Below are 22,403 nucleotides of genomic sequence, written 5' to 3'. Positions count from 1 at the left end.
AGCCCACCCCGTCCGCCCCTCGACGTACGGGGATGCGGACGGGGACTCGGCCGGTGGCCGCAGGTCAGCGGACCAGGCCCCAGCGGAATCCGAGCGCGACGGCGTGCGCCCGGTCGGAGGCGCCCAGCTTCTTGAAGAGGCGCCGGGCGTGGGTCTTGACCGTGTCCTCGGAGAGGAAGAGCTCGCGCCCGATCTCCGCGTTGGACCGGCCGTGGCTCATGCCCTCCAGGACCTGGATCTCGCGGGCGGTGAGGGTGGGCGCGGCGCCCATCTCGGCCGAGCGGAGCCGGCGCGGGGCGAGCCGCCAGGTCGGGTCGGCGAGCGCCTGGGTGACGGTGGCCCGCAGCTCGGCGCGCGAGGCGTCCTTGTGCAGATAGCCACGGGCACCGGCGGCGACCGCGAGGGCGACGCCGTCCAGGTCCTCGGCGACGGTCAGCATGATGATGCGGGCGCCGGGGTCCGCGGACAGCAGCCGGCGGACGGTCTCCACGCCGCCCAGGCCGGGCATGCGCACGTCCATCAGGATGAGGTCCGAGCGGTCCGCGCCCCAGCGGCGGAGGACTTCCTCGCCGTTGGCCGCGGTGGTCACGCGCTCGACGCCGGGCACGGTCGCGACCGCGCGGCGAAGCGCCTCTCGGGCAAGCGGGGAGTCGTCGCAGACGAGGACGGATGTCATGACTGACCTCCGCGGCTCTCGCAGCTGATGCGCGTCACCTTGAGCCTCCAGGGCTGGTACGTCGGGTCACCTGTGCGGTTGACGCCCTCGGACACCTGCCCGAGCGCCTGTTCCTTCAACCGCCTCCGCACTCTCAACGATGGTCACTCGAAAGAGTTACGGGTCGGACGGCCGCCTTCGGCACTCTACGTGAGGGCCCGTGTGCGGAGGAGAGCGTCGCAGGTCATCCGTCCTTCGCCGGAAGCTATGCCCCATTTAGCGGGTTTTCTTCCCTTTTTGCGGTGTCTGTGGCTAGATTCGCAATGAGTCATATTTACATCTACTCAGTCAGTAGTTGTACGGTCGGATCGAACCCGCGAGAGCGGGTACCCGAGACCCACGCGGGGGCGAAGGGCCCCCGTTCGATCAGCCATCCACCCGCCCACCTATCCGTTCGAAACGGTTTCAACGGTTTCAAGGGGACAAGCGCAATGGCAGATTTCTCCCGCCTTCCCGGACCCAACGCCGATCTGTGGGACTGGCAGCTCCTCGCGGCCTGCCGCGGGGTCGACAGCTCCCTGTTCTTCCACCCCGAGGGAGAGCGCGGCGCGGCACGGAGTGCGCGCGAGAACTCGGCGAAAGAGGTCTGCATGCGGTGCCCGGTGCGCGCGGAGTGCGCGGCACACGCGCTCGCCGTACGCGAGCCCTACGGCGTCTGGGGCGGCCTCACCGAGGACGAACGCGAGGAACTCATGGGCCGGGCGCGCAATCGCCTGGTCACCACGGCGGCCACGCCGGCGACGGCGGCGGCCCGTGCTCCGGCGGCCGGTCCCGCCGGTCTGACGACGCAGCTCTGAAGGAACGTTTTTTCACGGCGGTGTGACGCCCGGCGCGACGAGCGGCCCCGCCGGACGGGCCCGAGCGGCGCGGACCGTCACCCGGACGGCCCGACCCGGGCGCCCCGGACGGCGGCGACCCGTCGCGGCCTCATGCCCCGGGCGGCCCCACGGCCCTCACCCGGACGGCCGCGGGCCGGCCACCCGTACGGCCCGCACCCCTCACCCGTACGGGCCAGGGGCGCACTCCCGTACGGGGCTTCGCGCTCGGCCGGTGCAGCGGGGTGCGTCACCCGTACGGCGGGGATCAGGTCCACCCGTACGGACGCACCCGGGCGTCACCCGAACGGCCCCGGGACGGTCACGCCCGGGCGGGCTCCGGGACGGCCCCGAGGCGGGCCGCGGCGCGGGTGAGCTCGTCGAGCGTGGCGGCGACCGCCGGGACCTGGGCCAGGTCCGGAAGGGTGAGGGCCACGATCTCCCGTTCGACGGGCGGCTCCACGGTGACGGTGACGGCGCCCCTCGGCCGTACGGAGTCGAGCGCGAGCTCCGGCAGCACCGCCACGCCCAGGCCCGCGCCCACCAGGCCCACCACGGCCGGGTAGTCGTCGGTGGCGAAATCGATCCGCGGGGTGAAGCCGGCGCTCTCGCACACGTCGACCAGTTGGCGGCGGCAGCGCGGGCAGCCCGCGATCCAGGGGTCCTCGGCGAGGTCGCCGATCGGGACGGAGCCGGCCCCGGCCAGCCGGTGCGCCTCGGGGACCAGGCCGACCAGGCGGTCGGCGAGCAGCGGGCGGACCACCAGGTCGTCCCAGGCGTCCGCGCCGTTCACCGCGCCGGTCCCGTAGCGGAAGGCCAGCGCCACGTCGCAGTCGCCCTCGCGCAGCATCTCGACCGAGCGCGGCGGCTCGGCCTCCACCAGGGAGACCCGGGTGCCGGGGTGGGCGGCGCGCAGCGCGGCGAGCGCGGTGGGGACCAGGGCGGAGCTGCCGCTGGGGAAGGAGACCAGCCGCACCCGGCCGGCCCGCAGCCCGGCGATCGCGGCGACCTCCTCCTCGGCGGCGGTCAGGCCGGCGAGGATCCCGGAGGCGTGCCGGACCAGCGCCTCGCCTGCCTGGGTGAGCCGCATCTCGCGGCCGGTGCGCACGAGCAGCGGGGTGCCGGCGGAGGCTTCGAGCGCCTTCATCTGCTGGCTCACCGCGGGCTGGGTGCAGCCGAGTTCGCGCGCGGCGGCGGAGAAGGATCCGGTGGCGGCGACGGCGCGCAGGACGCGGAGGTGGCGGGCCTCGATCATGGGTCGAGCATAAGCGAATCTTGGACTGGACCACGAATCACAAGAAACTCCTTTGAGGTCTGGACCACTCCCTCGTAGGCTCGCCCCATGGAGCTGCTGAGCGTGAACGCGGGACGGGCCAAGGCCGTGGACTACACCAACGCCCCTTCCGGGACGTCGGGGATCGACAAGCGGCCGGTGGCCGGACCCGTACGGGTCGAGGCACCGCAGCCGGGCGGGGCCAGCGGGGTCGCCGGGGACGACGTGTGCGACGTGCGCTTCCACGGCGGGCCCGACCGGGCGCTCTACGCCTTCGCGCGGGAGGACCTGGACGCCTGGGAGCGGGAGCTCGGCCGGACCTTCGCGCCGGGTTCGTTCGGCGAGAACCTCACCACCCGCGGCCTGGACGTCAACGAGGCCCTGATCGGGGAGCGCTGGCGGATCGGCGACACGGTGGTGGTGGAGGTGACCGGCGGCCGCATCCCGTGCCGTACGTTCGCCGGCTTCCTGGAGGAGTCCGGCTGGGTGCGCCGCTTCAACGCCTCCGCGGCCGGACCCGGGGCGCTGCTGCGGGTGCTGGTCCCGGGCGAGATCAGGGCCGGCGACGCGATGGAGGTCGTGCACCGGCCGGCGCACGGCGTCACCGTCGCCCGGCTGCACCACGCGGCGGTCCGCGACCGCTCGCTGCTGCCGGAGACGCTGGTGGCGGCCGAGTGGATGGAGTCGGGGCTGCTCGAACTCGCCCGTACGTACACGGAGAAGTACGCCGCGCGGGAGACGGGCGGCGGGACGGAGCGGTGAGCGGCGCCCGGAGGTGAGGCGCTCGCCCGGGCGTGAGGCGCGCGCCCGGGCCGGACCTGCCGCGTTCCCGCACACGGCGTTCACACGGCGCGGGTTAACGTGCCGCACATGACGACTGCACTCATTACGGGGGCCACCGCCGGCATCGGCGCCGCCTTCGCGCGGCGGCTCGCCGCGGACGGCCATGACGTGGTTCTCGTGGCGCGCGATGTGAAGCGACTGCGCGAGCAGGCGACCGAACTGCACGACCGGCACGGGATCGAGGCCGAGGTGCTCGCGGCCGACCTGTCCGCGGAGGACGGGATCGCGGCGGTCGAGGCGCGGCTCTCGGACACCAAGCGCCCGGTCGACCTCCTCGTGAACAACGCGGGGTTCGGCAACAAGGGGCGCTTCCTGGAGGTGTCCATGGCGGACGAGCTGACCATGCTGAAGGTGCACTGCGAGGCGGTGCTGCGGCTGACGTCCGCGGCGGCCGCCTCGATGCGCTCCCGGGGCCGGGGCGGGATCGTCAACGTCGCCTCCGTCGCCGCGTTCGTGCCGCGCGGCACCTACGGGGCGTCGAAGTCGTGGGTCGTGCAGTTCACCCAGGGCGCGGCGCGCGACCTCGCGGGCAGCGGGGTGCGGTTGATGGCGCTGTGCCCCGGGTTCGTGCGGACGGAGTTCCACCAGCGGGCGGGGATGGGGACGGACAACATCCCGGGCTGGATGTGGCTGGACGCCGACAAGCTGGTGGCGGCGGCCCTGGCCGACCTGGCCCGGGGACGGACGCTGTCCGTCCCCGATCCCCGGTACAAGGCGCTGATGGGCGTGGTGAAGCTGGCCCCGCGCGGGCTGCTCGGCGGGGTGTCCTCGAAGGCGGGCCGCAAGTACGGGCCCCGGTGACTCAGGGCCCCTAGGGGCCTTCGGGTCCCCTACGGGTCAGTCCGTGCCCGGGCCCTCGTAGGCCCCGATGTTGGGGGCCGCCGTCGCCGGTACGGGGTTTCCGAACCAGTCCCTTCCGCCGTTGTCCTCGATCGGGACGCCGGCGGAGAGGGCCGGGGAGCCGGTGCCGAGCCTGAGGTCGGGGCGGAGCAGCGGGTCGGCGGTGAGGCCGCCGGGGTCGGGGCGGGTCATCGTGATCCCGTGGAAGAGGTTGTGGTCGAAGGAGAGCCCGGGGGTCGGGTTCTTGAAGGCGTAGCCGCCCGGGGCGCCCTCGTTGACGAAGAGGTTGTTCCGGAAGGCGAGTTCGTGCCGGGTGGTGGCGGGGCTGCCCGCGTCGTCCTGGACCAGGTAGCCGGGGACGGTGGTCCGGTTGACGAAGGTGTTGTTGTAGATGCGGGTGTTGAGGATGGGGCCCCAGCAGTTCTGCACCAGGCGCGCGCCGTCGTCCACGCTGATGTTGTAGCGGACGACGGTGTCGAGGGTCCGGGCACCGCTGTACGGGCAGATCAGCAGGAAGCCGCCCTTGTTGTGGTGGCTGAGGTTGTACTGGAAGACGGTGCCCCGGGAGGCGCCGTCGGCGTCGAAGGACATGCCGTCCCTGGTGTTGCCGCCGCCCGAGACCTCGTTGTGCTCGATGGTCGTGTCGTCGGTGTTGAAGGTCCAGATGCCGGCGTTGGCGGCCTGGGAGCGCAGCTGGAAGCCGTCGAGGCGGTTGTGGTCGACGCGGGCGCCGCGGGTGGTGTCGAGCTTGATGCCGTCACCGGCGATCGAGGTCAGGGTGTTGTGGTGGATCCGGACGCCGAGGCTCGGGGTCCAGGGTCCGGGGTAGGCGTTGGGGTCCTGCTGGTTGCCGACCAGGTCGCGCTTGGAGAAGCGGGACTTGAAGTAGACGCCCTCGCGGTCGACATCCCTGATGTCGTTGTGGTGGATCTCCAGGTCCTCGTACCAGCTGGGGACGGTGGTGCCCTCGACGGCGACGTGGATGGCGCTGGAGCCGGTGAGGGTCTTGTGGTCGCCGCCGCGCACGTCGTGGATGGCGAGGTGGTCGAGGGTGATGCCGCGGGCGGCGCCGTGGTCGGCGAGCCGGAGGCGGACGCCGTTGCGCTCGCTGCCGGGGGCGGCGGCGTTGGTGATCTCCAGGCGCGTGAGGCGGACGTAGGAGGTGTCGGCGAGGAGCACGGCGTCGTGGGCGCCGTTTCCGTCGATGACCGCGCGGCCGGCGGCGCTGCCGTAGTCGGCGATGGTGAAGGGGTGGGCGGCGGAGCCGGCGCCGCGCGGCTGGAGGGTGCCGGTGCAGGTGGTGCCGCGCTGGAACAGGAGCTGGTCGCCGGGCCCGTAGGGGTGGGCGTTGGCCTCGGCCAGGGTCGTCCAGGGGTGTGCGGCGGTGCCGTCCCCGGGGGTGGTGAGGGAGCAGTCCACGTAGTGGCGGTCGCCGGGCGGGGCGGCGGCCTGGGCGGGTGGGGCGCCGGCGAGCAGCGGCAGTGCGAGGGCGGCGAGGGCGGCGTACGTACGGCGTCGGATCACTGGTCCTCCGGGTCGGGGACGTCGAGGGCGAGCTGTGCGGTGGTGCCGTGTTGCCAGGTCACGGTGAGCGTGCGGGGGCCGGTGACCCGGACGTCTGCGAGGGTGGCCACGGGGGCCGGCCCGGGTTCTCCCGTGAGGGAGGCGAGGGCCACGAAGAGGGACTCGGGGCCGCTCGTGGTGCCGGTGAGGGCGGGGGTACGGGTGGGCCCGGGGCCCTGGAGGGTGGCGCCGGTGGGGAGTTCGGCGACGCCGGGGGCGTAGCCGTGCACCGGGTGGAGCTGGGAGACGGGCCCGTCGGGGTGCACGCTCCAGCCGGTCTGCCGTACGGGGGTCCCTTCCGGGGCGCCGAGGACGAGGTGGGCGCGGAGTTCGGCGCGCCCGTGGGCGAGGGTGGCGGACACGACGCGGACGCCGGGCAGCGGGCGGTGCAGGGAGACGGCCCGGTCGGGGCCGCTGCCGAGCGGGTGGGCGGGGCCCCGGGTGGTGGCGGTGCCGTCGGGGCGGAGCAGCGCGAAGTGGTTGTCGGCCGGGTCGGGGCGGGTGGTGGGACCCGTACGGGTCGAGTGGGCGAAGCGGGCGTAGCCGGGCTCGTCGTCGGTGCCCCACTCGGTGCTGCCGACGTGGTTGCTGCCGTGGTTGTGCAGGCGGACCAGGCCGTCGGCGGCGGTGGTCTGGACGAGCAGCCCGGTGGGGCCGAAGGGACGGACGGTGTCGGCGCGTTCGGCGGGCAGCGGTTCCTCGGGGGCGGTCCACAGCGGGTGGTCGGCGGGGGCGAGGAGGCCGAGGAAGCCCTTGGACGCCCAGTAGGGGGAGCCGGGGCCCGAGTAGGACTGGACGAGGGGAGCGTAGGGGCCGTACCAGCCGAGGGTGAGCCGTCCTTCGGCGTCGGTGGCGCCCCGGTCGAGGAAGTGGCGCACGCAGCCGGAGGCGAGCCGGCGGGTGGCGCCGGGGGTGAGCGGGGTGTGGCCGGTGAGGGCGCCGAGCCAGGGGGCCGCGGCGGCGGCGAAGCGGTAGATCAGGGACCGCCCGTACGGGACGGGGGCACCGCTCGTGTCGAAGAGGTGGACGTGGTCGTCGAGCTGGGCGCGCAGCCGGGGGCCGTAGCGGTCGAGGAGGGCCCGGTCGCCGGCCAGGTGGGCGTGCAGCACCGGGTAGAAGTGCAGGGCCCAGGGGTTGTAGTGGTCGAAGGCGCGGTTGGCGCCGTCGCTGTACCAGCCGTCGCCGAGCCACCACTGCTCGATCCGGTCGAGGGAGCGGTCGATGGTGGCGGCGGCGCGGGTGGTCTCGATGCCGGCGTCCTGGAGGAAGCCGGCGACGGTGAGGCCGAAGAGCCACCAGTTGTTGTCGACCGGGGAGGGGTCGAGGGCGGGCAGCAGCCATTCGACGACTCGTTCGCGGACGGGGGCGTCGAGCCGGTCCCAGAGCCGGGTGCGGGTGAGGCGCAGGGCGAGGGCGACGGAGGCGGACTCGACGACCGCCTGCCGGATGCCGGCCATGAGCGGCCAGGACTCGGGGCCGTCGCCGCCGGGCTGCTCGGTGCCGGCGGCGAGTCCCTCGGCGTAGCGGTCGAGGTGGCCGGGGTCGCCGAGGAGGGCGGCGAGCAGGAAGGTGCGGGCGTAGCCCTCCAGTCCGTCGGAGCGTGCTCCGGACCAGCTGGGGCGGGGGCCGGGCAGGGCGATCAACGCGCCGCGCGGCGAGGCGTGCGGGCGGACGGCGCGCAGCAGCCGGTCGGCGGCGTCCTCCCAGTGGGCGCGGGTCCAGCCGGTGTACGGGCTGAGCGCCCGGTCCTCCGGCAGGGGACCCGACGGTGCGCGGTCCTCGGGCACCACCGGGTGCCGGGGCTCACGGTCCTCGGGCACCACCCGGTCCTCGGGCTCACGGTTCTCGGGCGGCGTGGGCATGATGCTCCCTGGAACTCGCTGGGGACGTCGGCGTCGCCCGGAATCCTGAGGACGCTTCGATCGAACGTCAAGGGGGGATGGAGCGAATGATCGAAACTCCTTCCGTTCGATCATTTTGCTTCGGCCTGGTCTAAGGTCGGGTGACCACCACCACCGCAAGGGGGAACCGCACCGTGCGCGAGAGTGCTGCCGAACGACACGACCGACTGCTGGCCCTGGTGCGCGAGCGCGGCACCGCCCGGGTCTCCGACCTGGCCGGGCTGCTCGGGGTCTCCCCCGTGACCGCCCGCCGGGACGTCGAGGCGCTGGCCGGCAAGGGCCTGCTCGACCGGGTGCACGGGCAGGTGTCCTGGCCCGCCGCGCAGGGCCCGGCCGGCCCCGCGGCGGCCGGCGGCCCGGTGCTCGGGCTGCTCGCGCCGTCCGCCGGCTACTACTTCGCCGAGGTCATCCGGGGCGCGCACGAGGCCGCCGCGCGGGCCGGGGCGCGCCTGGTGCTGCGGATCTCCGACTACCGGCCCGAGGAGGACCGGGCGCGCGCCGAGGGCCTGATCGCGGCGGGCGCCGAGGGCCTGCTGGTCGCGCCGGGCTGGCGCGGGCCCGAGGACCGGCTCGCGCACGGCGACTGGCCGGCCGAACTGCCGGTGCCGGCCGTGCTCCTGGAGCGCCGGGCCGCGCCCGGCACCGCGCTCGACGGCCTGGACCGGGTGTCCTCGGACCACGCCCACGGGGTGCTGCTCGCCCTGCGCCACCTGCTCGGCCTCGGGCACGCGACCCCGCTCCTGGTGGCCCGCGGGGACAGCCCGACGGCGCTCGCGGTGCGCGCCGGGTACGCCGAGGCGCTGGCCGCCCTGGGCCTGGCCGCGCCGCACCCGGTGATCGACTCCGTACCGGCCGAGACCGACCCGGCGGGCTTCGAGGAGGCGGTGCGGGCGCTGCACGCGGCGGTGGCCTCGGGGCGGGCGAGCGCGGCACTGGTGCACAACGACGTGGACGCGATCCAGATCGTGCAGCGGCTCGCCGAGCTCGGGGTGCGGGTCCCGGAGGACCTGGCCCTGATCGCGTACGACGACGAGGTCGCCGCGCTCGCCGACACCCCGCTGACCGCGGTCGCCCCGCCCAAGCGCGAGGTGGGCCGGCACGCGGCGGAGCTGCTCGTGGAGCGGCTCGCCGGGGCCGCCGCGGGCGCGGCGGAGGAGCCGGTGCGGCGGCATCTGAGCCTGCTGCCGCGACTGCGGGTGCGGGCCTCGTGCGGGGCGCGGCCGATCGAGAAGATCTGATCTTTTTTCGATCAATCAATCTTTCGCTCTTGACTTCGCTCAGGAACGGTCCCAGGATCACGGCCAACCCCGTCCCACCGCCGTGTCAGGAGCCGTGCCGTGAGCCGCATTTGGAGCAGTCGGAACAGAACCACCCGTGTCATCGCCGGTACCGCCACCGCCCTGGCCGTGCTCACCGCCTGCGGCGGGGGCGGCGCCGACGGGGCCGACGCGGGCAAGGGCACCGCGGACAAGCCCGTCAGCATCACCTTCTGGGGCTGGGCCAAGGGCTCCAAGGACGTGGTCGACGCCTTCAACGCCTCCCACAAGAACATCCGGGTGGTCTTCGAGGAGATACCCTCCGGCACCGCCGGCGGCTACGCCAAGATCTCCAACGCCGTGAAGGCCGGCAACGCCCCCGACCTCGTCTCCATCGAGTACGCCTCGCTCCCCGAGTTCGTCTCCTCCGGCGCCCTCCAGGACATCGGCGACCAGTTCACCGAGCAGGACCGCGGCAAGCTGCTGCCGCAGGCCGTGGAGCTCACCACCCTCGGCGGCAAGAGCTGGGCGGTGCCCTTCGACGCCGCCCCACAGGCCTTCTACTACCGCAAGGACCTCTTCGCGAAGTACGGCGTCACGGTGCCGAAGACCTGGGACGAGTTCAAGGCCGCCGCCGAGAAGGTCAAGAAGGCCGACGCCAAGGCCCGGATCGCCACCTTCTTCCCCGACGACCCGACCACCTTCGAGGCCATGGCCTGGCAGGCCGGCGCCCAGTGGTTCAAGGCCGAGAACGACACCTGGAAGATCGACACCACCGACCCCGCCACCACCAAGGTCGCGAACTACTGGCAGGGCCTGCTCGACGCCGACCTCGTCCACAAGGACGCCTCCTTCAGCCCCGAGTGGACCGGCTCCCTCAAGAACGGCACCACCATCGGCTACCTCGGCGCCTCCTGGGGCGCCGGCGTCCTCAAGGGCACCCTGCCCGAGCAGAGCGGCAAGTGGGCCGTCGCCCCCATGCCGCACTGGGGCACCCCCGCCAGCGGCATGCTCGGCGGCACCTCCTTCGCCGTCACCAAGGACAGCGGGAAGAAGGCCGCGGCCGTCGAGTTCGCCGAGTGGATGTCCACCACCGAGCAGGGCGTGAAGGCCCGCATCGCCTCCGGCACCTCCAGCGCCTTCCCCGCCGCCACCGCGCTGCGCCCGGTCGCCAAGTCCGTCTTCGACGCCGGCTACTACGGCGGCCAGGACATCTACGCCCTCTTCGAGGAGGCCGGCGCCTCCATCGCCGGCACGTGGGCCTGGGGGCCGACCACCGGCACCACCAACACCACCATCAAGGACCACTTCGGCAAGCTCGCCCCCGGCGGCCCGAGCATCGCCGACGCGGTCAAGGCCGGCCACGACGCCACCGTCACCGAGCTCACCAAGCGCGGGCTGAAGGTCGAGGGCTGATCCGGTGAAGGCCCGCACCCGCGCCGCGGCGACCCTGCTGACCCCGTTCTTCCTGCTCTTCACCGCGGTGATGGTGGTGCCGATCGGCTACGCGCTCTGGCTCAGCCTCTTCACCGAGAAGCAGTCGGGACTCGGCTTCGGCGGCGCCGAGACCGTCTTCGGCGGACTCGACAACTACACCGCGGCGCTGGGTGACCGGGCCTTCCGCGAGGGCTTCGGCGTCCTGCTCGGCTACTGCCTCTTCTACATCCCGCTGCTGCTCGCCGGCGCCGTCGGCCTCGCCCTGCTGCTCGACTCCGCGCTGGCCCGCGCCCGCCGCTTCTTCCAGCTCGCGCTGTTCCTGCCGCACGCCGTCCCCGGCATCATCGCCGCGCTGATCTGGGTCTACCTCTACACGCCCCAGCTCAGCCCGGTCGTCCGCGCCATGGAGGCCGGCGGCGTCGGCTTCGACTTCTTCTCCCCCGCGGGCACCCTCCCCTCCGTCGTCAACATCGCGCTGTGGGAGTGGCTCGGCTACAACGTGGTGATCTTCTACGCGGCCCTCCAGGCCATCGACCGCTCCGTCCTGGAGGCCGCAACCGTCGACGGCGCCGGCGCCTGGCGCACCGCCCTCGCCATCAAACTCCCGCTGATCCGGGCCTCCGTGGTCATGGTGGCCCTGTTCACCGTCATCGGCTCGCTCCAGCTCTTCACCGAGCCGCTCATCCTCAACAAGGGCACCGGCTCCGCCGTCACCTCCACCTGGACGCCCAACATGTACGCGTACACCGCGGCCTTCGACCGCAACGACTACGGGCTCGCCGCGGCCGCCTCCGTCCTGCTCGCCCTCACCGCGGCCCTGCTCTCCTTCGCCGTGACCCGCCTGACCGGACGGAAGGGGAAGCGCGCATGAGCCGCACCGCCACCGGCCGCCGGCCCTCCGTCTGGCTGTCCAGGACCGCCGTCAACGGCGCCCTGCTGCTCGCCGCCGGCTACATGCTCTTCCCGCTGGTCTGGCTGCTCACCGCCGCCACCAAGGACACCGGCGGACTGCTCGCCGGCGACGCCCTCTCCTTCGAGGGCTTCGACCTCGGCGGCAACCTCAGCCGGCTCGCCGCCTACAACGACGGCGTCTACTTCCACTGGTACCTCAACAGCCTGCTCTACGCGGGCGTCGGCGCCCTCGCCTGCTCGCTGATCAGCGTCGCCGCCGGCTACGCCTTCGACAAGTACGACTTCGCGGGCAAGGAGAAGCTGTTCGGCGTCGTCCTGCTCGGCGTGCTCGTCCCCACCACCGCGCTCGCCCTGCCCATGTACCTGCTGGCCAGCGAGGTCGGCATCGTCAACACCCGCTGGGCGGTGCTGATCCCGGTCCTCGTGAACCCCTTCGGCGTCTACCTCGCCCGGGTGTTCAGCGCCGGCTACATCCCCAACGAGGCCCTCGAAGCCGCCCGTATCGACGGGGCCGGCGAACTGCGCACCTTCTGGTCGATCGGACTGCGCATGGTCATGCCCGGCTTCGTGACCGTCTTCCTCTTCCAGTTCACCGCGATCTGGAACAACTTCTTCCTCCCCCTGGTGATGCTCTCCGACCAGAAGCTCTTCCCGCTGAGCCTCGGCCTCTACGCGTGGAACAGCAACGCCCACGCCGAACCCGACTACTACCCCCTCGTCGTCACCGGATCCCTGCTCGCCGTCGTCCCCCTCGTGGTCGCCTTCGTCTCCCTGCAGCGCCACTGGAAGGCGGGCCTGACCGCGGGCAGCGTCAAATGACGAGCACCACAGGCCCTCTGAGGAGCACAGGTCCCAGGATGCACCCGACCACCGACAACCGCCCCTCCCTCCTCCTCGCGATGGGCCCGGGCACCGCCGAACGCCTCCTCACCGAGGAGCACCGCACCCGGCTCGCCGCGCTCACCCGCACCGACCCGCGCCTCGTCGCCCACGACCTCACCGCACCGGAGGGACCGGTCACCGAGGCCCTCGCCGAGGCCGAACTCCTCCTCACCTGCTGGGGCGCCACCCCGCTCACCCCCGAGGTGCTCGCCCGCGCCCCGCGCCTGCGGGCCGTCGTCCACGCGGCGGGCTCGGTCAAGCACCACATCACCGAGGCCTGCTGGCAGCGCGGCATCACGGTCAGCTCGGCCGCCGCCGCCAACGCCCTGCCGGTCGCCGAGTACACCCTCGCCGCCATCCTCTTCGCCGGGAAGCGGGTGCTGCGCTCCGCCCAGCAGTACGCCGAGCTGCGCACCGGCCAGGCCTGGCTCGCCGAGTCCGCCGGCTGGGGCAACTACCGCAGGACCGTCGGCATCGTCGGCGCCTCCCGCATCGGCCGCCGGGTGCTCGACCTGCTGCGCCCCTTCGACCTCGACGTGCTGCTGCACGACCCGTACGTCACCGAGGCGCCGCCCGGCACCGAACTCGTCGGCCTCGACGAACTGTGCGCCCGCGCCACGGTCGTCTCCGTGCACGCGCCCCAACTCCCCGCCACGTACCGCATGATCGGCGCCCGCCAGCTCGCCGCCATGCCCGACGGCGCCACCCTGATCAACACCGCCCGCGGCTCGCTGGTCGACGAGGAGGCGCTGCTGCCCCACCTCCTGTCGGGCCGGCTGCACGCGGTCCTCGACGTCACCGACCCCGAGCTCCCGCCGCCGGACTCCCCGCTCTACAGCCTCCCCAACGTCCTGCTCACCCCGCACGTCGCCGGCTCCCTCGGCAACGAGCTGCACCGCATGGCCGACCACGCCCTCGCGGAGGTGGCCCGCTACGCCGCCGGCGAGCCCTTCGCCGAGGAGGTGCGGGCCGCGGACCTGACGCGCTCGGCGTAGGGGGCCGACCCGGAGGGGCGGACCTAGACTGGAGGGGTCCTCTACCGGGTCCGCCGACGTCTCCGGGAGGCGTCATGAGTTTCGTACAAATCATCGACTGCAAGACCAGCCGGATCGACGACCTCAACCGGCTCATGGACGAGTGGGTCGAGCAGACCAAGGGCCGGCGCACCGCGACGCACAGCATCGTGGGCAAGGACCGCTCCGACGCCTCCCACGTGGTGGAGATCGTCGAATTCCCCTCGTACGACGTGGCCATGCGCAACTCCCAGCTCCCGGAGACCGACCGGATCTTCCGGGAGATGGTGGCGCTCTGCGACGAGATGCCGACCTTCACCGACCTCGACGTGGTGCGCGACGAGGCGCTCTACAAGGCGAACGCCCGGCGGCTGCTCGCCATGCTGGCCGAGGAACCCGAGCTGGCGCTGCTCGACGAGGTGCTGGCCGAGGGCTACCACGACCACGATCCGACCAACGAGCAGGACGTCATCGGGATGGACGCCGTCCGGCGCGAGGTGGAGATGTGGCGGGGCGGCTTCGACTTCTCCTTCACCGTCGACGACCAGATCGCCGAGGGTGACCGGGTCTGCACCCGCTGGACCTGGCAGGGCACCCACACCGGCGACTTCATGGGCCTCCAGCCCACCGGCATGGAGGTGACGATGACCGGCACCGTCATCCACCGCTGCCGGGACGACGGCAAGATCGTCGAGGGCTGGTGGCAGTACGACCTGCTCGGCCTGATGGGACAGCTCGGCGCCGTCGAGGCCTAGCCGCTTCCCGGCCGCACGCGCTGAGGCCCGGTGCCCCCGCGACGGGGGCACCGGGCCTCAGTGTGTTCAGCCGTCAGCCGGCGACCGCCGGCCAACGGGCCTCAGTGGGAGTGGCCGTGACCGTGGCCGTGACCGGCGTCGGCCGGCTCCTCCTCCTTCTTCTCCACCACGAGGGTCTCGGTGGTGAGGAGCAGGGAGGCGATGGACGCGGCGTTCTCCAGGGCGGAGCGGGTGACCTTCACCGGGTCGATGACGCCGGCCTTGACCAGGTCGCCGTACTCGCCGGTGGCGGCGTTGAAGCCCTGGCCCTTGTCGAGCTCGGCGACCTTGGAGGTGATGACGTAGCCCTCCAGGCCGGCGTTCTCGGCGATCCAGCGCAGCGGCTCGACGGCGGCGCGGCGGACCACGGCGACACCGGTGGCCTCGTCGCCGTCCTTGCCGAGGTTGCCCTCGAGCACCTTGACGGCGTGGACCAGCGCGGAGCCACCACCGGAGACGATGCCCTCCTCGACCGCGGCGCGGGTCGCGGAGATGGCGTCCTCCAGACGGTGCTTCTTCTCCTTCAGCTCCACCTCGGTGGCGGCGCCGACCTTGATCACGCACACGCCGCCGGCCAGCTTGGCGAGGCGCTCCTGGAGCTTCTCGCGGTCCCAGTCGGAGTCCGTGGCCTCGATCTCGGCCTTGATCTGGTTGACGCGGCCGAGGACGTCCTCGGAGGAGCCGGCGCCGTCCACGATCGTGGTGTCGTCCTTGGTGACGGTCACGCGGCGGGCGGTGCCCAGCACGTCCAGACCGGCCTGGTCGAGCTTGAGGCCGACCTCCTCGGAGATGACGGTGGCACCGGTGAGGGTGGCCATGTCCTGGAGCATCGCCTTGCGGCGGTCACCGAAGCCGGGCGCCTTGACGGCGACGGCGTTGAAGGTGCCGCGGATCTTGTTGACGACGAGGGTGGAGAGGGCCTCGCCCTCGACGTCCTCGGCGATGATCAGCAGCGGCTTGGAGCCACCGGCCTGGATGACCTTCTCGAGCAGCGGCAGGAGGTCCTGGATGGAGGAGATCTTGCCCTGGTTGATCAGGATGTACGGGTCGTCGAGGACGGCCTCCATGCGCTCCTGGTCGGACACCATGTACGGGGACAGGTAGCCCTTGTCGAAGGCCATGCCCTCGGTGAAGTCGAGCTCCAGGCCGAAGGTGTTGGACTCCTCGACGGTGATGACACCGTCCTTGCCGACCTTGTCCATCGCCTCGGCGATGAGCTCGCCGACCTGCTGGTCCTGCGCGGAGAGCGCGGCGACGGCGGCGATGTCGGACTTGTCGTCGATCGGGCGCGCGGTGGCGAGCAGCTCGTCCGAGACGGCCTTGACGGCGGCGTCGATGCCCTTCTTCAGGGCGGACGGGGAGGCGCCGGCGGCGACGTTGCGCAGACCCTCGCGGACCAGGGCCTGGGCGAGCACGGTGGCGGTGGTGGTGCCGTCACCCGCGATGTCGTTGGTCTTGGTCGCCACCTCCTTGACGAGCTGGGCGCCGAGGTTCTCGTACGGGTCCTCGATCTCGACCTCGCGGGCGATCGTGACACCGTCGTTGGTGATGGTGGGCGCACCGAACTTCTTGTCGATGACGACGTTGCGGCCCTTGGGGCCGATCGTCACCTTCACCGTGTCGGCCAGCTTGTTGACGCCGCGCTCAAGGGCGCGACGGGCGTCCTCGTCGAACTTCAGGATCTTCGCCATGGGAGCGGTTCAGCCCTCTCGGAAATCGTTGAACGAAAACTGCGCCCCTGGACGCCCGCGGGGAAACCAGGGGGTCAGGGGCGCAGCTCAAAGCATCTGGCTCAGGTGCCTTGGTGACTTACTTCTCGATGATCGCGAGCACGTCGCGAGCCGAGAGGACGAGGTACTCGTCGCCGTTGTACTTCACCTCGGTGCCGCCGTACTTGCTGTAGAGCACGACGTCGCCGACCTTCACGTCGAGCGGCAGGCGCTCGCCGTTCTCGAAGCGGCCCGGGCCCACGGCGAGGACGGCGCCCTCCTGGGGCTTCTCCTTCGCGGTGTCCGGGATGACCAGGCCAGAGGCCGTGGTCTGCTCGGCGTCGAGCGGCTGGACCACGATGCGGTCCTCAAGCGGCTTGATGGCAACCTTGGAGCTGGCGGTCGTCACGATCCGACCTCCCCCTTCGGTGATCTCACGGGGTTGACTGTCTGAGGTGGCGACCAGGTGGATCCGTCGTCGCGGGTGCCGGACCTGCCCGTCGCTGTGTTGGCACTCTCCTGCGGGGAGTGCCAGAGCCGAGACTATGACCGCGATTAGCACTCGGTCAAGCGGAGTGCCAATTCACGACCCCGTGGCGTGACGCGCCCCTTCCCGCGGCCCCGGTCGCGGCGCCGCGTGCGGTGCCTCCCGAGGCGCCGGCGCCTCGGGACGGACCGCGTGGTGGCGGCCCGGGCCCACCCGCTCCGCCGCCTTGCGGCCCAGCCGCTCGAAGGGGTCGACCGAGGGGGCGCAGGCCGGGAGCGCGGCGAGCAGCGCGCCGGCGAGGACGAGGACGGCGACGGGCCGGCGCGCCCGGCTCATACGTAGTCCTCGAGCTTCGCCACCGCGTACCCCTTGGCCGTGACCGTCTTCATCACCCGGCGGATCATGTCCGGCATGGAGCCCTTCCAGTCCTCCCGGCCCCGGAAGTGGGTGAGGATGATGTCGCCGGGGTGCAGGTCCCGGTCCCACTCGCGCCACTCCATGTGGTCGGGGAAGGCCTCCGAGGCCCACAGCGGGACCGCCTTGACCCCGCAGGACTTGGCGGCGCGCAGGGTGTCCTCGTTGTAGTTGCCGTACGGCGGCCGGAACAGCGGGGGCCGTTTGCCGAAGCGCTTCTCGATGACGTCCTGCATCCCGCAGATCTGCCGCTTCTGGTCGGCGTAGTCGAGGCCGGGCAGATAGGGGTGGGTGAGGGTGTGGTTGTGCAGGGAGACGCCCTCGGACTGCATCTTCTTGAAGTAGCCGTAGTCGCTCTTCACCAGGTAGTCGCTGAGGAAGGCGCTGTACGGGATCTTCAGCTCGCTCATCATGCGCAGCAGCGCGGGGTCCTTCTCGGCGCCGTCGTCGATGGTCAGGAAGACGACCTTCTCCTTGGTCGGCACCGTGGTGAAGACCGGCGGCAGCCCCGTCCCGTCGGTCTCGAAGCCCTTGCGGGTGGTGATCCTCGGCTTCACCTCGGGCGGCTCGGGCGCCTCCAGCGGGGGCTGGGCGAGCCCCCACTTCTTCGCGGCGGCGACCCGGGCGGCGCGGGCCTTGCGGACCCTCTCGACGTAGGCGTTGAGCGCGCCGGCCGCGCCCTCGACGCGGGGCTGCTGGCCGGCGGCCGGCTTGGCCGGTGCGGGCTTCTCCTCGGCGGCGGGCGCGGCGCAGGCGGAGCCCAGGGCGGCGACGAGGAGGGCGGCCCCGACCGCCCGAACGGGGCGGAATCCACGCTTCTGTTCCGTTTGTCGTACTAGCTGCATGGCGCCGCATCCTGTCAGCGCCGCGCCCCTCCGGGCCCCCGACACCACCGACGGACCCGCACCGTCCCCCGGGCGGCCCACTGCACGCGGTGCGGCCTAGCAGAATGGGAGGGGTGACCGACCTCGCCGCCTTCGCCGCCCTGCTCTCGCCCGAGGGCCAGGACCTGCTCGCCGCCCTGCGCGACCACGACCCCGCCCAGGAGCTGGCGGTCGCCTCGCGGCTGCGCCGTGACCACCCCGCCGAGCTGATCTCGGCCGCGCTCGGGCAGGCCCGGCTGCGGCAGCGGGCGGTCGCGAAGTTCGGCGCCGAGGACGCGTACCGGATGTACTTCACGCCGAACGGCGTCGAGCAGTCCACCCGGGCGACGGTCGGGGCCTACCGTGCGGCCCGTCTGAAGGCCCTCGGCGTCCGCTCCATCGCCGACCTGTGCTCCGGCATCGGCGGCGACGCGATCGCGCTGGCCCGCGCCGGGATCTCCGTCCTGGCCGTCGACCGCGACCCGCTCACCGCCGAGGCCGCCCGTGCCAACGCGGCGGCGCTCGGCCTCGCGGACCTGATCGAGGTGCGCTGCGCGGACGTGACGGAGATCGACACGAGCCCGTACGACGCCGTGTTCGTCGACCCGGCGCGGCGCGGCGGCCGGGGCAGGATCTTCGACCCCGAGGCCTACTCGCCGCCGCTGTCCTGGGCGGTCGAGGCCGCCCGCAAGGCCCCGCACGCGGCCCTGAAGATCGCGCCCGGCGTCCCGCACGAGGCGGTGCCCGAGGAGGCCGAGGCGGAGTGGATCTCGGACGGCGGGGACGTGAAGGAGGCGGTGCTCTGGTTCGGCACCGAGCCCGGCGCCCGCCGCGCCACCCTGCTGCCCGGCGGCGCCACCCTCACCGGGGGTACCTCCCGTGCCGAGGGCCATGGGGGAGGCCGGCTGCCCGACCCGGCGGTCCGGCCGGTCGGGCGCTATCTGTACGAGCCGGACGGCGCCGTGATCCGCGCGCACCTGGTGGCCGAGGTGGCCGAGCGGCTCGGCGGGGGACTGATCGACGAGACCATCGCCTACGTCACGGCGGACGAGCTGCGCCCCACCCCGTACGCCGCCGCCTACGAGATCACCGACGAACTCCCCTTCAACCTCAAGAAGTTGAAGGCCCTGCTGCGCGAGCGCGAGGTCGGCACGCTGACCGTGAAGAAGCGCGGCTCGGCCGTCGAACCCGAGGAGATCCGCCGCAGGGTGAAGCCGAAGGGCCCCAACTCGGCGACGGTGCTGCTCACTCGGGTCGCGGGGGCGCCGACGATGCTGATCGGGCGGCCGGCGGGGCGGTGACGGCGGCGGCGACGGGGGTGCGGAGCCGGACCGCGAGGCGGTAGTGGGTGACGGCCTTGCGCAGGCCGATCAGGCCGTTGATCCAGAGGATCAGCCCGGCCCCCATCCCGTACGCGACGAAGCCGTAGCCGCCGTCCTCCCGTGTCGTGCCGGCCGGGACGGCGAAGCTGATCACCAGGCCGAGGCCGCACAGCACGGCGGACAGCAGCATCCAGCACACGCTGAGCCCCGGCGCCCGCAGCCGCGCGTCCGTCGGCCCGTGCCGGTCGAGCACCGCCCACGCCACGAGCCGCTCGCGCACCACCCGGTCCCGGCGCACCCCGCGCGCGGTGAGCCAGACCGCGGGGACGAGCACGCCGGCGCCGAGGCAGGCGACCAGCAGGTCCACGAACACCGTGAGGGGATCGCCCGCCTCCTCGCTCAACGCGATGAGCAGCACCCCGACCATCCCCCACCCGAGCTCCAGCAGCGCCGTCCAGGCCAGGAACCCCGCGAGCCGCCCACCCCCGAGCAACCGCCGCACGAGGACCCCCGACGCCAGCGCACGGTCGGCCAGCATCGCCTCCCGGTCGGGCCAACTCCGCAGCTCGACGGGCGGCGGAGGCGGCGGCAACGAGGACGGAGCGGTACGACCAGACATGTCCACGACCCTAACGGCCTAGGGTTCTCACCGGAGTCGAGACCGGCCACCTCCTGGAGCAGCATGACCGAGCCCAAGAAGCCCTTCCACGACGACCCGTTCCCCGAGGTGTTCGGGAACGCCACCGACGCGGTCGTCAGTGCCGACGGGCGCTGGCTCGCGGTCAGTTCGGTCCTCCACGAGCTGAGCCGGGTCGTGGTCTACCGCACCGCCGACCTCTCCTGCGCGCAGGTCGCGACCGTCGCCATGGAGACCGACACCATGGCCTTCCACCCCACCCTGCCGCTGCTCGCCGTCGGCTTCGACAACGGCGACGGCTACATGCGCGAGGGCAGCCTCGTCCTGCTCGAACCCGGAAGCGGGCGCCGCGTCGACGTGCCCAGCCCCGACTGGGGAGTCGAGCTGCTCCGCTGGACGGACCCCCGGACCCTCGAACTCACCCTCTGCGCCATGTACGACGGCTCCACCATCGAGCGCGCCTCGGTCGACCTGGTCCGCGAGGACTGGCTCGGCCTCGCCCCCGACGCGCTCGCCCTGCCCTCCGTCGACGTGCCGCTGCTCGACCCGGACGCCCCGCTCCCCCACCCCGACCGCGAGCCCGCGCCGGTCGTCCTGCGGGCGCTCGCCGAGCGGGTCGGCCGCCGCTACGACGGCCGGGGCGGGGTGCGGGACGTGGCCGGGCTGCGGGACGGGCGGGTGCTCGCCACCCGCCGTGACACCGCGCTGGAGTGCTGGAGCCCGGACGGGGAGCTGCTGTGGAGCGTGCCCGCGCCCTCCCCGTCGCCCGGCACCCGGATCGTGGTCGCCGCCGGCGAACGCACCGCACGGGTCGCCGTCCCCGGCCCCGGGCGCGGCGACCGGACCGATTTCCCGCTCGTCGACCTCGCCGACGGCACCGTCCTGGAGACCTGCTCGGTGCCCTTCCCGGCCGCCCTGTCGGTGCGCGCGGACGGGGTGTGGGCGGCCGGGGACAGCGCCGACCGCACGTACGACAAGGAGCCCCCCGCCCCCGGCACCCGGATCTTCGCCCCCGACGGCACCCCGCTCGCCACGGCGCACGCACCCGCCCTCGGCGAACTCGTCCCGCTCGACGCCCGCCACTGCCCCGAGCTGCTGTTCACCCGGCGGCGGCACCGGGACGTCGTCGCGCTCGACCCCCGCTCCGGCGCCGAGCGGCGGCTCTTCACGGCCGACGAGGCGCTGTACCGGGCGGTGTACGTCTCCGACGCCGCCGGTCCCGGCCTCGTGCACACCGGCGGCGGGCTCGTCCGGCGGACCTTCCCGGCCGGGGAGGTGGTCTGGCGCCGGCCGCTGGACGCCGTGGTCGCCGCCCTCGACGCGCGCGACGGCGTCGTGCACGCCCTGTGCGAGGACGACACCCTCGTCAGCTGCGACGCGGCCGACGGCACCGTCCTGGAGCGGCGCCCCCTGCCCCCGTACGGGAAGCTCTCCCTGCACGCGGCCCCCGACGGCACGGTCCTCGTCGGCACCGTGGCCGGGCAGATCCTGCGCTACTGAACCTCCCGCGCCCGGGCCCGCAGCAGTTCGCGCTCCCGCTCGTTGCGGGTGAGGTCCGCCGCGCGGGCGAATTCGGCGCGGGCCTCCGCCGTGCGGCCGAGGCGGGCCAGGAGGTCGCCGCGGACGCTGGGCAGCAGGTGGTAGCGGTCCAGGCCGGGGGCGGTGGCGAGGGCGTCGACGAGGGCGAGGCCCGCCTCGGGGCCCTCGGCCATGGACACCGCGACGGCCCGGTTGAGCTCGACGACCGGGGAGGGCGCGACGGCGGCGAGCCTCTCGTACAGTGCGGCGATGGTGGCCCAGTCGGTGTCCTCGTAGGCCGCCGCCCGGGCGTGGCAGGCGGCGATGGCGGCCTGCAGGGCGTACGGGCCGTGGGCGCCGCCCGTCGCGACGGCGCGCTCCAGGGCCGCGTAGCCGCGCCGGATCAGCAGCCGGTTCCAGCGCCGGCGGTTCTGGTCGGCGAGCAGCACCGGCGCCCCGTCCGGACCGGTGCGGGCGGCGGTGCGGGACGCCTGGATCTCCAGGAGCGCGGCCAGGCCGTGCACCTCGCTCTCCGCCGGCATCAGCACGGCGAGGCCGCGGGCGAGCCGCAGCGCGTCCTCGCACAGCGCCGGCCGCACCAGGTCGTCGCCCGCGGTGGCCGCGTACCCCTCGTTGAAGATCAGGTAGATGACCTCCAGGACCGAGCCGAGGCGGGCCGCCCGGTCCGCCCCGTACGGCACCTCGAACTCGACGCCCGCCTTCGCCAGGGCCCGCTTGGCGCGGGTGATCCGCGCCGCCACGGTCGGCTCGGGCACGAGGAAGGCCCGGGCGATCTCGTCGGTGCGCAGTCCGCCGACGAGCCGCAGGGTGAGCGCGGCCCGGGCCTCCGCGGAGAGCACCGGGTGGCAGGTGGTGAAGACCAGCCGCAGCACGTCGTCGTCGATGTCGCCGGGCCCGGACGGCTCGGGGTCGTACGACTCCTCCGTGAGCGTCCGGCCGACCTCGGCCAGCTTCCGGGCGTAGGTCTCGCGCCGCCGGACGAGGTCGACGGCGCGGTGCCGGGCGGCGGCCGTGAGCCAGGCGCCCGGCCGGTCCGGGACGCCCTCCCGCGGCCACTGTTCCAGGGCCGCGACCAGGGCGTCCTGCGCGAGCTCCTCGGCGATGCCGACGTCCCGGACGATCCGCGTCACCGTGGCGATGATCCGCGCCGACTCCATCCGGAAGACCGTCTCCAGCGTGCTCTCCACC

21 protein-coding genes are annotated in these 22,403 nt (G+C 73.3%); 11 read left to right on the top strand and 10 right to left on the bottom strand.

Annotated features, from left to right (window positions below; genetic code table 11):
• Positions 1-64: 64 nt before the first annotated feature.
• Positions 65-676, bottom strand: coding sequence for a response regulator transcription factor (locus ACIGW2_RS02800; RefSeq protein ID WP_003948568.1), 612 nt, complete (start codon positions 674-676; stop codon positions 65-67).
• 470 nt (positions 677-1,146) lie between these two features.
• On the opposite strand from ACIGW2_RS02800, the gene ACIGW2_RS02795 reads away from it, so the two are divergent.
• The gene (locus tag ACIGW2_RS02795) at positions 1,147-1,512 is read left to right on the top strand and encodes a WhiB family transcriptional regulator (protein WP_361575347.1); all 366 of its coding nucleotides are present in this window, start codon (positions 1,147-1,149) and stop codon (positions 1,510-1,512) included.
• A gap of 340 nt (positions 1,513-1,852) precedes the next feature.
• Here ACIGW2_RS02795 and ACIGW2_RS02790 read toward each other — a convergent pair whose 3' ends face one another.
• Positions 1,853-2,785, bottom strand: coding sequence for a LysR family transcriptional regulator (locus ACIGW2_RS02790; RefSeq protein ID WP_399840680.1), 933 nt, complete (start codon positions 2,783-2,785; stop codon positions 1,853-1,855).
• An 87-nt stretch (positions 2,786-2,872) separates the two neighbouring features.
• Here ACIGW2_RS02790 and ACIGW2_RS02785 point away from each other — a divergent pair, with 87 nt between their 5' ends.
• Positions 2,873-3,565, top strand: a complete 693-nt coding sequence (locus ACIGW2_RS02785) for an MOSC domain-containing protein (protein WP_399840678.1) — start codon at positions 2,873-2,875, stop codon at positions 3,563-3,565.
• Positions 3,566-3,673: 108 nt separating this feature from the next.
• A complete protein-coding gene (locus tag ACIGW2_RS02780) occupies positions 3,674-4,447 on the top strand; it encodes an SDR family NAD(P)-dependent oxidoreductase (RefSeq protein ID WP_391653153.1) in 774 nt (257 codons plus the stop codon).
• 36 nt (positions 4,448-4,483) lie between these two features.
• Here ACIGW2_RS02780 and ACIGW2_RS02775 read toward each other — a convergent pair whose 3' ends face one another.
• Both ACIGW2_RS02775 and ACIGW2_RS02770 read right to left on the bottom strand, forming a co-directional pair.
• Positions 4,484-6,010 carry a right-handed parallel beta-helix repeat-containing protein gene (locus tag ACIGW2_RS02775; protein ID WP_391653154.1) on the bottom strand — a complete coding sequence of 509 codons (1,527 nt, stop codon included), beginning with the start codon at positions 6,008-6,010 and terminating at the stop codon, positions 4,484-4,486.
• Positions 6,007-7,911: a DUF2264 domain-containing protein gene (locus ACIGW2_RS02770; protein WP_399840675.1), complete on the bottom strand. Its 1,905-nt coding sequence runs from the start codon at positions 7,909-7,911 to the stop codon at positions 6,007-6,009. The genes ACIGW2_RS02775 and ACIGW2_RS02770 overlap by 4 nt, the downstream gene beginning before the upstream one ends.
• A 173-nt stretch (positions 7,912-8,084) precedes the next feature.
• On the opposite strand from ACIGW2_RS02770, the gene ACIGW2_RS02765 reads away from it, so the two are divergent.
• The 6 genes from ACIGW2_RS02765 (at position 8,085) to ACIGW2_RS02740 (ending at position 14,205) form a co-directional block, all read left to right on the top strand.
• The gene (locus ACIGW2_RS02765) at positions 8,085-9,188 is read left to right on the top strand and encodes a substrate-binding domain-containing protein (RefSeq protein ID WP_391653157.1); all 1,104 of its coding nucleotides are present in this window, start codon (positions 8,085-8,087) and stop codon (positions 9,186-9,188) included.
• 99 nt (positions 9,189-9,287) lie between these two features.
• Positions 9,288-10,622 carry an ABC transporter substrate-binding protein gene (locus tag ACIGW2_RS02760; protein WP_391653159.1) on the top strand — a complete coding sequence of 445 codons (1,335 nt, stop codon included), beginning with the start codon at positions 9,288-9,290 and terminating at the stop codon, positions 10,620-10,622.
• Between the two features lie 4 nt (positions 10,623-10,626).
• Positions 10,627-11,514: a carbohydrate ABC transporter permease gene (locus ACIGW2_RS02755; RefSeq protein ID WP_399840672.1), complete on the top strand. Its 888-nt coding sequence runs from the start codon at positions 10,627-10,629 to the stop codon at positions 11,512-11,514.
• Positions 11,511-12,374 (top strand): carbohydrate ABC transporter permease, encoded by an 864-nt coding sequence (locus tag ACIGW2_RS02750; protein WP_391653160.1) that lies wholly within the window; start codon positions 11,511-11,513, stop codon positions 12,372-12,374. The genes ACIGW2_RS02755 and ACIGW2_RS02750 overlap by 4 nt, the downstream gene beginning before the upstream one ends.
• 38 nt (positions 12,375-12,412) lie before the next feature.
• Positions 12,413-13,432, top strand: coding sequence for a hydroxyacid dehydrogenase (locus ACIGW2_RS02745; protein WP_399840670.1), 1,020 nt, complete (start codon positions 12,413-12,415; stop codon positions 13,430-13,432).
• Positions 13,433-13,506: 74 nt separating this feature from the next.
• Positions 13,507-14,205 (top strand): ester cyclase, encoded by a 699-nt coding sequence (locus ACIGW2_RS02740; protein ID WP_361575322.1) that lies wholly within the window; start codon positions 13,507-13,509, stop codon positions 14,203-14,205.
• A 101-nt stretch (positions 14,206-14,306) separates the two neighbouring features.
• Here the strand turns inward: ACIGW2_RS02740 and groL are convergent, their stop codons facing one another.
• From groL to ACIGW2_RS02720, 4 genes are all read right to left on the bottom strand, one after another.
• A complete protein-coding gene (gene groL, locus ACIGW2_RS02735; RefSeq protein ID WP_356063869.1) occupies positions 14,307-15,935 on the bottom strand; it encodes a chaperonin GroEL in 1,629 nt (542 codons plus the stop codon).
• A gap of 118 nt (positions 15,936-16,053) precedes the next feature.
• Entirely contained in the window at positions 16,054-16,362 is a 309-nt protein-coding gene (gene groES, locus ACIGW2_RS02730) for a co-chaperone GroES (RefSeq protein ID WP_004955293.1), read from the bottom strand.
• A gap of 174 nt (positions 16,363-16,536) precedes the next feature.
• Positions 16,537-16,776, bottom strand: coding sequence for a hypothetical protein (locus tag ACIGW2_RS02725; protein WP_391653162.1), 240 nt, complete (start codon positions 16,774-16,776; stop codon positions 16,537-16,539).
• Positions 16,773-17,699: a polysaccharide deacetylase family protein gene (locus tag ACIGW2_RS02720; protein ID WP_391653163.1), complete on the bottom strand. Its 927-nt coding sequence runs from the start codon at positions 17,697-17,699 to the stop codon at positions 16,773-16,775. Before ACIGW2_RS02720 ends, ACIGW2_RS02725 begins: the two co-directional genes overlap by 4 nt.
• 104 nt (positions 17,700-17,803) lie before the next feature.
• On the opposite strand from ACIGW2_RS02720, the gene ACIGW2_RS02715 reads away from it, so the two are divergent.
• Complete coding sequence (locus ACIGW2_RS02715; RefSeq protein ID WP_399840666.1) at positions 17,804-19,018, top strand: methyltransferase domain-containing protein; 1,215 nt, start codon at positions 17,804-17,806, stop codon at positions 19,016-19,018.
• Here the strand turns inward: ACIGW2_RS02715 and ACIGW2_RS02710 are convergent.
• Positions 18,963-19,658 (bottom strand): hypothetical protein, encoded by a 696-nt coding sequence (locus tag ACIGW2_RS02710; RefSeq protein ID WP_391653165.1) that lies wholly within the window; start codon positions 19,656-19,658, stop codon positions 18,963-18,965. The two genes, ACIGW2_RS02715 and ACIGW2_RS02710, sit on opposite strands and share 56 nt — an antisense overlap.
• A 63-nt stretch (positions 19,659-19,721) precedes the next feature.
• Between ACIGW2_RS02710 and ACIGW2_RS02705 the strand changes: the two genes are divergently transcribed.
• The gene (locus ACIGW2_RS02705) at positions 19,722-21,176 is read left to right on the top strand and encodes a hypothetical protein (RefSeq protein ID WP_399840664.1); all 1,455 of its coding nucleotides are present in this window, start codon (positions 19,722-19,724) and stop codon (positions 21,174-21,176) included.
• Here the strand turns inward: ACIGW2_RS02705 and ACIGW2_RS02700 are convergent.
• Entirely contained in the window at positions 21,170-22,372 is a 1,203-nt protein-coding gene (locus tag ACIGW2_RS02700) for an RNA polymerase sigma factor (RefSeq protein WP_391653367.1), read from the bottom strand. The genes ACIGW2_RS02705 and ACIGW2_RS02700 overlap by 7 nt on opposite strands.
• Positions 22,373-22,403: the final 31 nt, after the last annotated feature.

Source organism: Streptomyces sp. NPDC053541, assembly GCF_044544705.1.
In the GTDB taxonomy this organism is placed as follows: Bacteria; Actinomycetota; Actinomycetes; order Streptomycetales; family Streptomycetaceae; genus Streptomyces.
Note: the sequence above shows the minus strand (reverse complement) of the source record. Positions and strands in the feature narration are given on the sequence as shown.

What these genes read in the sequence shown, in the direction of transcription:
- ACIGW2_RS02800 (WP_003948568.1), bottom strand. Translation starts at nt 676, where the DNA reads ATGACATCCGTCCTCGTCTGCGACGACTCCCCGCTTGCCCGAGAGGCG.
- ACIGW2_RS02795 (WP_361575347.1), top strand. Translation starts at nt 1,147, where the DNA reads ATGGCAGATTTCTCCCGCCTTCCCGGACCCAACGCCGATCTGTGGGAC.
- ACIGW2_RS02790 (WP_399840680.1), bottom strand. Translation starts at nt 2,785, where the DNA reads ATGATCGAGGCCCGCCACCTCCGCGTCCTGCGCGCCGTCGCCGCCACC.
- ACIGW2_RS02785 (WP_399840678.1), top strand. Translation starts at nt 2,873, where the DNA reads ATGGAGCTGCTGAGCGTGAACGCGGGACGGGCCAAGGCCGTGGACTAC.
- ACIGW2_RS02780 (WP_391653153.1), top strand. Translation starts at nt 3,674, where the DNA reads ATGACGACTGCACTCATTACGGGGGCCACCGCCGGCATCGGCGCCGCC.
- ACIGW2_RS02770 (WP_399840675.1), bottom strand. Translation starts at nt 7,911, where the DNA reads ATGCCCACGCCGCCCGAGAACCGTGAGCCCGAGGACCGGGTGGTGCCC.
- ACIGW2_RS02750 (WP_391653160.1), top strand. Translation starts at nt 11,511, where the DNA reads ATGAGCCGCACCGCCACCGGCCGCCGGCCCTCCGTCTGGCTGTCCAGG.
- ACIGW2_RS02745 (WP_399840670.1), top strand. Translation starts at nt 12,413, where the DNA reads ATGCACCCGACCACCGACAACCGCCCCTCCCTCCTCCTCGCGATGGGC.
- ACIGW2_RS02740 (WP_361575322.1), top strand. Translation starts at nt 13,507, where the DNA reads ATGAGTTTCGTACAAATCATCGACTGCAAGACCAGCCGGATCGACGAC.
- groL (WP_356063869.1), bottom strand. Translation starts at nt 15,935, where the DNA reads ATGGCGAAGATCCTGAAGTTCGACGAGGACGCCCGTCGCGCCCTTGAG.
- ACIGW2_RS02725 (WP_391653162.1), bottom strand. Translation starts at nt 16,776, where the DNA reads ATGAGCCGGGCGCGCCGGCCCGTCGCCGTCCTCGTCCTCGCCGGCGCG.
- ACIGW2_RS02720 (WP_391653163.1), bottom strand. Translation starts at nt 17,699, where the DNA reads ATGCAGCTAGTACGACAAACGGAACAGAAGCGTGGATTCCGCCCCGTT.
- ACIGW2_RS02715 (WP_399840666.1), top strand. Translation starts at nt 17,804, where the DNA reads ATGGGAGGGGTGACCGACCTCGCCGCCTTCGCCGCCCTGCTCTCGCCC.
- ACIGW2_RS02710 (WP_391653165.1), bottom strand. Translation starts at nt 19,658, where the DNA reads ATGTCTGGTCGTACCGCTCCGTCCTCGTTGCCGCCGCCTCCGCCGCCC.
- ACIGW2_RS02705 (WP_399840664.1), top strand. Translation starts at nt 19,722, where the DNA reads ATGACCGAGCCCAAGAAGCCCTTCCACGACGACCCGTTCCCCGAGGTG.
- ACIGW2_RS02700 (WP_391653367.1), bottom strand. Translation starts at nt 22,372, where the DNA reads ATGGAGTCGGCGCGGATCATCGCCACGGTGACGCGGATCGTCCGGGAC.